The 10,163-nt window shown below is 54.6% G+C and carries 6 protein-coding genes and 1 pseudogene; 6 read left to right on the top strand and 1 reads right to left on the bottom strand.

Translation table 11 applies throughout. The annotated features are described in order from the left end of the window. The 3 genes from Q7O77_RS09890 to Q7O77_RS09880 all read left to right on the top strand — a co-directional run. Positions 1–776 (top strand): cytochrome ubiquinol oxidase subunit I (locus tag Q7O77_RS09890; protein WP_304166448.1); only part of this gene is annotated, 776 nt, incomplete at its 5' end. 1 nt (position 777) lies between these two features. Further along, entirely contained in the window at positions 778–1,785 is a 1,008-nt protein-coding gene (gene cydB, locus Q7O77_RS09885) for a cytochrome d ubiquinol oxidase subunit II (protein WP_304166446.1), read from the top strand. Between the two features lie 18 nt (positions 1,786–1,803). Then, positions 1,804–1,956 carry a DUF2474 domain-containing protein gene (locus Q7O77_RS09880; protein WP_085684399.1) on the top strand — a complete coding sequence of 51 codons (153 nt, stop codon included), beginning with the start codon at positions 1,804–1,806 and terminating at the stop codon, positions 1,954–1,956. 207 nt (positions 1,957–2,163) lie between these two features. Here Q7O77_RS09880 and Q7O77_RS09875 read toward each other — a convergent pair whose 3' ends face one another. Continuing rightward, positions 2,164–6,030, bottom strand: a complete 3,867-nt coding sequence (locus Q7O77_RS09875) for an amino acid adenylation domain-containing protein (RefSeq protein ID WP_304166439.1) — start codon at positions 6,028–6,030, stop codon at positions 2,164–2,166. Positions 6,031–7,845: 1,815 nt separating this feature from the next. On the opposite strand from Q7O77_RS09875, the gene Q7O77_RS09870 reads away from it, so the two are divergent. The 3 genes and pseudogenes from Q7O77_RS09870 to Q7O77_RS09860 all read left to right on the top strand — a co-directional run. Then, positions 7,846–8,844, top strand: a complete 999-nt coding sequence (locus Q7O77_RS09870) for an ABC transporter substrate-binding protein (RefSeq protein WP_304166438.1) — start codon at positions 7,846–7,848, stop codon at positions 8,842–8,844. Positions 8,845–8,963: 119 nt separating this feature from the next. After that, positions 8,964–9,839, top strand: coding sequence for an ABC transporter ATP-binding protein (locus tag Q7O77_RS09865; protein ID WP_304166435.1), 876 nt, complete (start codon positions 8,964–8,966; stop codon positions 9,837–9,839). Between the two features lie 31 nt (positions 9,840–9,870). After that, a pseudogene (locus Q7O77_RS09860) lies at positions 9,871–10,163 on the top strand (ABC transporter permease); the annotation flags it as partial.

The following is a 10,163-nucleotide window of genomic DNA, read 5'->3' as shown; positions in this document are numbered from 1 at the left end:
AGCGTCAGATGTGTATAAGAGACAGGTGGATGGCGCTGATCGTCGCGCCGATTCAGGCGATGCTGGGCGATATGCACGGTCTCAACACGCTGGAATATCAGCCTGCCAAGATCGCCGCCATCGAGGGTCACTGGGAAAATCAGGCGGGAGAAGCCACCCCGCTGATCTTGTTCGGCCTGCCGGACATGAACGAAGAGCGCACGAAATATACGCTGGAAATCCCCTATCTAGGCAGCCTGATTTTGACGCACAGTCTGGACAAACAGGTTCCGGCGTTAAAAAGCTTCCCCAAAGCGGACCGTCCTAATTCTACCGTGATTTTCTGGTCGTTCCGGATCATGGTGGCGCTGGGCCTGCTGATGATCCTGCTGGGCGTGATCAGCCTGTGGCTGCGCTTCAAGCGCCGTCTTTATCAGTCGCGTCCTTTTCTCTGGTTTACGTTGCTGATGGGCCCCTCCGGACTGCTTGCCATTCTTGCCGGTTGGTTTACCACGGAGATCGGCCGTCAGCCGTGGGTGGTCTACGGTCTCCAGCGCACCTCAGCGGCAGTATCCGCACACGGCGATCTGCATATGAGCATCAGCCTGCTCGCGTTTATCGCGGTCTACTGCTCAGTCTTCGGTATCGGCTACGTCTACATGATGCACCTGATCAAAAAAGGGCCGCAGCCGGGTGAAGGCACTCATACGCCGGAAGGCGGACCGGGCAAACCGCAAACGCCGTCAAGACCATTGTCGGCCAGTCGTGAACCGTTAACGTCCGAAGAGGAGAAATAACGTGGTTATCGATCTTCCATTTATCTGGTTCGCCATTATCGTGTTCGCCACCCTGATGTACATCGTGATGGATGGCTTCGATCTCGGCATTGGTATCCTATTTCCTTTCAATCAGGATGCCGGCGAACGCGACATGATGGTCAACACCGTCGCCCCGGTGTGGGACGGCAACGAAACCTGGCTGGTGCTGGGCGGCGCGGCGCTGTTCGGCGCTTTTCCACTTGCGTACGCTGTGATTATCGATGCGCTCGCCATCCCGTTGACGGCCATGCTGATCGGACTTATCTTTCGCGGCGTCGCCTTTGAGTTTCGCTTCAAGGCCACCCCCGCTCATCGCCCCTTCTGGGATAAATCGTTTATCGCAGGCTCCCTGCTCGCCACCTTCAGTCAAGGGGTCGCCGTCGGCGCGTTTCTCAACGGATTCGCCGTCACGGAACGCGCCTACAGCGGTCCGGCATTAGGCTGGCTGGCGCCGTTTCCGCTGTTCTGCGGCGTAGGTCTGGTCGTCGCCTATGCGTTGCTCGGCTGTACGTGGCTGATTATGAAAACTGAGCATGAACTGCATCGTAAAATGTCCGCGCTGGCGACGCCGCTGGTGGCTGCGCTGCTGGTCATCATCGCCATTATCAGTCTGTGGACGCCGCTGGAACATCACGCTATCGCCGAGCGCTGGTTTGTGATGCCGAATCTGCTCTACTTCCTGCCGGTTCCCCTGCTGGTGCTGGCCTGTTCGTGGGGGATTATCCGCGCGGTGAAGGGACACGCGCACTATGCGCCGTTTTTACTCACGCTGGGGCTGATCTTCCTTGGCTTTAGCGGACTCGGCATCAGTATCTGGCCGCATCTCATTCCCCCAGCCATCACCCTGTGGGATGCCGCCGCGCCGTCGCAAAGCCAGCGCTTTATGCTGGTCGGCGCGCTGGTCATTATCCCGATCATTTTGATCTATACCTTCTGGAGCTATTACGTCTTCCGGGGAAAAATCAAACCGGATGCGGGTTATCACTGACAGAATTACGGAGGCAATATGGCTGAAATCAACACCGCTCCTACGCGTGCGCCGCTGTGGCAACGACTACTGTGGATGGTGCTTATCTGGTCGGGGAGCATTCTGGCGTTGGGCGTGGTCTCACTGCTATTTCGCATGATGATGACCGCAGCAGGAATGAAAAGTCACTAACGAAAGTCGCCTCAGGCGCCTACGAGAAAGCCCGGATCTTGAAGCTTGGCGGTGATCTCCGCGAGTACGAAGGGTGAAGTGACGAACAGAAAAACGCGCCGGGAGCTAGCCTTACTAGCCTTACCCCGGCGAACGTAGTGAAATCGCGCCGTTCAGATCGTGTAGACCTGAACGGCGCGAGTGTTATTGATGTTGGGTCCGAAACGCTCAGGCGGTACAGTTCTGACGTTTTAACAGCTCGTCGGCGAACTGACGCCCGAATTGTTGCAGGTACTGACGTTGCAGCAGGCACTCATGGGTCGCATCCACATCGTACTGGATCAGTTTCCCCGTGACATACGGACGCCAGAGATCCGGCTGCTGCTCCTGCGATCTCAACACATCGGTCGAAGCGCGGATAAAGAGCAGGTCGCCGTGGAACGGTTGATAGCGACATTTCTCCAGCAGGTCCAGCATCAACGTGGCGTCGCCGATCAGGCGCGTCAGGAAGGTTTCGCGAATGCTGCGATCCCCGAGCGCCTCTTCCATCGCACTCTTCAAGCCTTTCATTCCGCCCCGCGCCGCGCCGGAGATCGCGCGCGTCATCCGCGTAATGATGGTCTCGTCATCCAATCGCAGCGACGCCCTGCCGTGTTGCAGCGGATAGCTGTCGAACATCGCCAGGAAGCTCACCTCCTCACCCGCGGCCTGCAACAGATTCGAGGCGCGCAGTGCGACATTGCCGCCGACGGACCACCCGGCCAGTTGATACGGGCCGTGCGGCTGGATTGTCCGGATCCGACGCAGATATTCGACTGCCATTTCATCGATAGAATGAATGACGCGCGTCGGATCCTGGAGGATCGGCGACTGCAACGCATAGACCGGCTGGTCGTCCGGAAGATAAGGCATCAGACCGGCAAAGGCCCAGCCGATCCCGCCGCCGGGATGGAAGCAGAACAGCGGTGGACGATCCCCCGTCGTACGCAACGGCAGAATAGGATCAAACGGGTCGGCGGCGCAGCCTGCGATTCGGAGGCGTTGTGCCAGCTGTCGCGGCGTCGGCGAAGAGAGAAAATCGGTGATGCTCAATTGCACCCCGAACTCATCACGGATCAGGTTAATCAGCTGTAATCCCAGCAGCGAATGCCCCCCGAGCGTGAAAAAGTTCTGGTTGGCGTAAACCTCGTCGCATTCGAGGATGGTGGCGAACAGGCGGCACAGCGACGCTTCTTCCGATGTGCGCGGCGGCGACAGTTCAACGTTATCCTGCATGATAGGCTCGGGCAGTTCGCGGACGGCCAGCTTGCCGTTAGGCGTCAGCGGGAACGATTCGACCACCATAATCACGCTGGGCACCATGTACTGCGGCAGTTGACGACCGACGGCCAGTTTCAGGGTTTCGCTGTCCAGCTCCAGCTGTCTGTTGGCGACGTAAGCGACAATCGCCGGACCATAGGCCAGCTCCTTGAGCATCGCCACCGCATCTTCCACGCCTTGACAGCTCAGCAGCGCATTCTTGATTTCATCCAGCTCGATGCGCAGACCGCGCAGTTTGACCTGATTATCTTTCCGGCCCTGATAGTGGATGCGTCCCTGATGGTCGAAGAAAACGCGGTCTCCCGCCCGGTACATTCTGCGTTCGGCGTCCTGCAGGTCGGGAACAAAGCCTTCCGCCGTGAGATCCGGACGGTTGCGGTAGCCTCTGGCGACGCCCGGCCCGGCGATATACAGCTCACCCCAGGCGCCCGGCGGCAGCAGATGTTGGTTCCGGTCGACGACGTAGAGACGCGTATTGGCCGTCGGTTCGCCGATGGAAAGGTCGCCCGAGCCGTAATGGGCGTTAATCGAGGTGGCGAACGAGGTTTCCGTCGGGCCGTAAACGTTAAGCAACCGGCAGTGAGAGAAACGCGCCAAGAGCGCCAACGTGCAGGATTCCCCGCCCAGCAACAGGGTCATGCCCTGCGGGAAATCTTCCGTCTGGTGATAGGCCAGCAGGCTCGGCGTCATGACCAGCGCATGGATGTTTTGGCGCTTGATCAGCGATGCCAACGCCCGGCCCGGCGTGGCGGAGACCTTGTCCGCAATCACCAACGTCGCGCCGGAAAGCAGCGTCATGAAGATTTCCAGAACGGACATATCGAACCCTGCCGCGATGAACTGCAGCACCCGAACGCCGGGCTGTAATTTTGCCGCGGCGATCGCCGATCCCGCGATCGACACCAGATTACGGTGGGTGACTTCCACCCCTTTCGGTTTACCGGTCGAACCGGAGGTGTAAATCAGGTAGGCCAGCGTAGCGGGATCAAAACGATCCAGAGGACGCGTCGCCGGCGGCAGCGAGGCTAATTTTTCCGTCGTCAAACGCAGCACGATAGACGGATCGACGTCGGCATTCAGCGGACTGTCCGACACCACAATCACGGCGGCCGGTTTGGCGTCGGCGAGAATGTAGCTGATACGCCCTTCCGGCAACTCCGGCACGATCGGAATATAGCAGGCGCCCAGTTTGAACAGGGCCGCCATCGTCACCACCCATTCAACGCTGCGCGCGACAATGACCGCGACATCGTCGCCGGGTCGAATGCCGCGCTCGCGCAAATACGCGGCCAGACGATGCGAAGCCTCGTTCAGCTCGGCGTAGCTGACCTCACGTTTATCCTGCACCAGCGCAATCTCGTTGGCATGAGCGCGGACAGACTCGGCAAACGTTTCGGGGAACAGCGGCAGCGCATCCGGCCGGGGCGGCAGCGGGTAAACGCGTTCACGCTCTCCGGGCAGCAGCAGGTCGAAATCCGCGACCCGCGTTTCCGGCGCATCCACAAACTGCTCCAGCAAAGAAACCAGCCGTTGGTAATACAGTTCGAGGGCTTCCATCGAATACAAATCCGCATTGGCGTCGAACCCAAAGTCCAGATGTCCGTCGCTGTTACGGTCGAATATATTGAAACTCAGATGCTCTACCGGCCCGCAGGCCACATTATCCACCGACATTTCACAGCCGTCGAAATGGGCGCTTTGGTCATAGGCAATCACATTGATCAAGGTATTAAACAGCGGCTTGTGACCACGTTCGGCATAAAGATCGCGGATCATGGATTCCGAACGGTAGCCCTGGTGTAACAAATGGTGGCGCAGCTGCCGCTGAATAGCCGCTGCGACAGAGACGATCGTGGAATCGGCGGAGAAAGAGATATGCAATGGCAGGATGTTGGCAACCATGGACAGGACATTGCGCAGCGCTTTCATTTTTCGGGCGGCGACAGGCATACCGACAACCAGTTCGTCCTGCCCCGTCATTTTATGTAGGTAGGCCGCGCAGACCGCAATAAGGATGCTCGATAAACGTAATTCCGGATATTGGAGGGCGGCAACGGTTCTGAGGCGGTCCAGATTTTCCCCGGTATAACGATTACGCAGACGGTTGAGCTTGGCTAACGGCACGCTGCCCGGCACCAGCTGCGTGACTTCCGGTAAATCCAGACAATACGCGCGCCAGTAAGCCTGATCCTTCAGATAGGATGCACTTTCACGGTAAACCTGCTCCACTTCATACACCCGCTTCAATGGTTCCAGCACCAGTGGCGCAGGCGTCTCATTGCGCAACAGCTGTCCGTAATGTTCGGCCAACAGGCGGAACAAGATCCCATGGCTGTAGCCATCCAGGATCAAGTGCGTTCCCATCTCTATCAGACGATGCTGGTCGTCAGCGATTTTGACGAGGCCGTAGCGGATCAGCGGCGCACGAGACAGGTCCATATCGTAATCCAGAAGATTATCCAACAGCGCCTGATAGGCGGGCTCGGGGTCGCGTTCCGCGGTGAGGTCGACACACTGGACGTATTCGTGGGTCAGACAAGGCACGATATATTGGACATATTGCCCGGAAGCAGGGTCTATTTCATATTGGGTGTGCGTGGTATCGACTTCCCGGCACACCGTATTGATGGCTTGAACGAGCAAAGCACTATTAAGTTGCCCTTTAAATTCAAGCACGTCACAGAGATGATAATTAAAATTATGCTCAGCTTTTGCGATCGCGAAACAAACTTCCTGTTGGGCAGCGCTCAGTGGACAGGGTTCCTTTTCAGGCATAAAACATTCCTCTTTCTAATTACCACGCAGATTCCACCCATTAATTTCGTCACGGAATGAGATTTTAATGGGTCTCAATTTTCGCCACTGACGTAGCTTAATAACTTGGAGTTAAAAGCCCGGTGTAATAATTTCACGAGGAAATCTCACAAACAATAATACCTAAAGGGTAAGGAATAATGTTCCATCATTTTTATTTTTCTATGATAGGTATAAAAAACTTATTTAAGCAAGAGCAAATAAAACGTCTGATTAAAGTATCGGCAAATTTTATTTTTGATTATTTTTAATAAAAATCCATATTGCCAAGTCATTAATTACCGGCGATTGTTCTATTACGAAAACACCTTTTTTTTAATATTGCCCGCATCTGATTAATACCCGGATCAGTGAATATTTCGGCTCACGCAAATCGCAAAAAAACTGATTAAATACAATGAGTTATATAGACAATCCTCCTCCACGCTCTTTTCCGCCCGCCAGCCACCGCAGGTGGAAAAACCCAGAACGCAACGGGATTAATCGTATTTCTATGTGTTTTTATTTTCGAAACCATGCGTTTTCTTAGCCGAAGAATTAATTTACCCCTCACGCTTCCTATTTATATTGCGTTACACTTTCAAATTTAAATAACGCTCCGAAACAATCCCCCTAAATTAAAATAACCTTGTGCAATCTCCCGGCTTTTTTATCGGAGACATACAAATTAATTTTTTATAAAAAAGCGTGTTGGTTTAACTTCCGTTGAAAAATAAAAACCCAAACACAGATAAAAGATGGTTCCACTTTGTTATTATTTCACTGTTATTTCTACGGAGGCGAAAAAAACACGAGATCATTTAGATGTGATTAATATTGAATTTTCGAAACATTCTCGCCGTGGAGACGGATTTAAAGGAGGATTTTATTTTTTATCTGCGAAAAACGATTGCAGATACGGCGATTGTGTAGTCGGAGAAAATATTCGTCTGCATTCTGATTTATGCCCCTTTCAATGTCACTAAGTGAACTTCAATTGAAAGAGCAGCGGGTGGTTAGGTTGGAGGGCCTATAAAGACCGTCCGAGCGGAAATGCATTGTTTAAACCTAACATCCGTTTTCATTGTCGGCGCTCAAAAAGGCCTTCGCCAGCCTCACCTTTGTTATTTCGCTTTAGGCTTCATGGGGGTTGAGTTTGACCATAAAAATGGCTAGCCATGCTTTATCGTGTATGGCGACTATTTTTCAATGCCGAAATATAGATAACTAAAAACAAAATAAGCAAATACCTTTATGAGTGTCGATAAAAGCCAAGTTAGAGATCACGACACAGTGAGAATATCGTTCCACTAGATCTCCGCCCCCAAACAAAGACAAGAAAAACATTAAATTTCAGCATGATAAAATTAACAGCATGAAAGTTTTCGTTGATAAGGCATCAGCGCCGGTCAGGAGAAAGAGGCTTATTAACTCGCAAAAAAGACTTTCCCGCAGGAAATAACCTTTACCTCTAGCTTATTACAAAACGCGATTTAGCGAGGAGGAGGCGGTCATTTATGCTGCGCCTATACCCTAATTAAAACGGGGTATATTAAACTAAAGTAATAAAAAACATTTATTTAAAATAATCATACCGGCCAGATTCACAGACTGAATAAAATAACGGTTATTGGCATGACGACGGAATAATAACGTCTCGTCATCGCTATTTTACCCAGCCTGTGCCGTTGAAAACGGACACATTCGGCCGAAGGGCATAAACACTTTTAATGGATGCTGAGAATGAAAAACCAGAGGACTCCTGTTCGCCCCACCCGGCGTTTTTCCCGCACGTTAATGGGTTTGACTACCTCGGCCGCGCTGTTGACGTCAGCGCTCGCCTTCCCCTTGCAGGCGCAGGCAGAAGGCCAGCTGCGTATCGCACAGCAATTCGGCATCGTTTATCTCCTGCTGAACGTGGCGCAGGATAAACAGCTGATAGAGAAACATGCCAAAGCCGAGGGGCTGGATGTCAAAGTGGATTACCTGCAACTCTCCGGCGGCGCGGCAGTAAATGACGCGTTACTGTCAGGATCGGTGGATATTGCGGGCGCCGGCATCGCCCCGCTGTTTACCCTGTGGGACCGCACCAGAAATCGGCAAAACGTGAAGGCAGTGCTCGCCACCGGCAGCTTTCCCTACTATCTCGTGAGCACTAACCCCAACGTCAAAACGATCGCCGACTTTACGGATAAAGATCGCATTGCCGTCCCCGCCGTTGGCGTCTCCGTGCAGTCTCGCTTCCTCCAGGCGGCGTCAGCCAAACTCTGGGGCGACAAGGCGTATAACCGTCTGGATAAGCTACAGGTCGCCGTACCGCACCCGGATGCCACCGCCGCGATTATCAGCGGCGGCACCGAGATTTCCGCCCACTTCGCCAACGCGCCTTTTCAGGAGCAGGAGCTGGCAGGCAATCCCAAGGCCCATATCGTCCTGAACTCCTATGACGTTCAGGGCGGGCCGACGTCGCCGGTCGTGCTTTACACCACGGAAAAATTCCGCCAGGAGAACCCTCGCACCTACAAGATTTTTGTCGATGCGCTGGCCGAAGCGGCGGATTTCACCGCCAAAAATCCTGAAGCGGCGGCAGACGCTTTTATCCGCATCACCAAATCAAAAATCGACCGCAAACTGTTGCTCAGCATCCTCAAAAGCCCTGAATCCAAATTCAGTATCACGCCGCAGAATACGCTGTCTCTGGGCCAGTTCATGTACCGCGTCGGCGCGCTGAAAAACAATCCCGAGTCGGTTAAGGATTATTTCTTCGACGATCCCCACGTCGCTTCGGGAAGCTAAAGGCTGCCGAGGCGTCTAGCTACGCCCTCCCACCCCTTGCGATTTGGCGGGCGTACGTGTGGCAACGAAGCGTGGTCAACGTCCTCACCGGCGATTGACCCCAACGAGAGGAAACTAAGATGTCTTTGCATTTATCGCAGGATCGTGATGCCACGATCCGCCCCGCCGTCCCACTGTTGCAGGTGGAAAGCGTCGGTCTGGAATACGCCACCCGCGAACGTCGGGTACGCGCGACTCACGACGTCAGCTTCGATATTTTCCCGGCCGAACGCTTTATTCTGCTCGGTCCTTCCGGCTGCGGTAAATCCAGCCTGTTAAAGGCCGTCGGCGGTTTTCTGCCGCCAGTTGACGGCCGCATCCTGCTGGAAGGAAAGGCGATTACGCAGCCGGGTCCGGAACGGATGATGGTCTTTCAGGAGTTCGACCAGCTGCCGCCGTGGAAAACCGTGCTGGAAAATACGCAGTTTCCACTGCGCGTGACCGGCAAACTGTCCGCCGCCGAAGCGCGCGATCAGGCGATGTACTATCTGGAAAAAGTGGGACTGGCGGACTTTGCCAACGCCTGGCCGCATACGCTCTCCGGGGGTATGAAGCAGCGGGTCGCGATTGCGCGCGCGCTGGCGATGAAACCGAAGGTGCTGCTGATGGATGAACCATTCGCGGCGCTGGATGCGCTGACTCGCCGCAAAATGCAGCAAGAGCTGCTTGAGCTTTGGGAGGAGGTGCGCTTTACCCTCCTGTTCGTCACCCACTCCATTGAAGAAGCGTTGGTGGTCGGTAATCGTATTCTCCTGCTGTCGCCACATCCGGGACGGGTGCGCGCAGAGCTGAATTGTCATCAGTTCTCCCACCACGATGAGGGCGGCAAGGAGTTTCAGGCGGCGGCGCGGCGCATTCACGATCTGCTGTTTCCGGCGGGTCATCCGGTGGCCCCGACGCCAGCCACGTCGACGCACTCTCCCGTTAGAGCGCTGGCCGGACAACACTCGCGCTGATGTTTCTCTTCATAACATGAAAGGTTTTACGATGAGTCAACTTCCCCCTGTTCGTCCGGAGTACCAGAGAGAGCTGGCTCCGCTGACCGATATCAACGTCGCCCAGCCATTGCCACTGCTTAACCGCCTGTGGAATCTAGGCGCCGTTCGCAAGTCTCTATTACTGATCCTGCTGGCGTTGCTGTGGGAAGGCGCCGCCCGCTGGCAAAATAACGATTTGCAGCTGCCCACGTTTACTCAGGCGGCGACGGCATTTATTGAAGATATCTGCAACGGTGAACTGCCCGCCAAGATCGCCATCTCCATGAGTACGCTGGTCAAAGG

This window comes from Lonsdalea britannica, from assembly GCF_946477055.1.
Taxonomy (GTDB): domain Bacteria; phylum Pseudomonadota; class Gammaproteobacteria; order Enterobacterales; family Enterobacteriaceae; genus Lonsdalea; species Lonsdalea britannica_A.
This window is presented reverse-complemented; position numbering and strand designations above follow the sequence as displayed.

Bases quoted from the DNA above. Each gene is read 5' to 3' on its own strand.
- Q7O77_RS09880 (WP_085684399.1), top strand. From the start codon at position 1,804: ATGGCTGAAATCAACACCGCTCCTACGCGTGCGCCGCTGTGGCAACGA.
- Q7O77_RS09875 (WP_304166439.1), bottom strand. From the start codon at position 6,030: ATGCCTGAAAAGGAACCCTGTCCACTGAGCGCTGCCCAACAGGAAGTT.
- Q7O77_RS09870 (WP_304166438.1), top strand. From the start codon at position 7,846: ATGGGTTTGACTACCTCGGCCGCGCTGTTGACGTCAGCGCTCGCCTTC.
- Q7O77_RS09865 (WP_304166435.1), top strand. From the start codon at position 8,964: ATGTCTTTGCATTTATCGCAGGATCGTGATGCCACGATCCGCCCCGCC.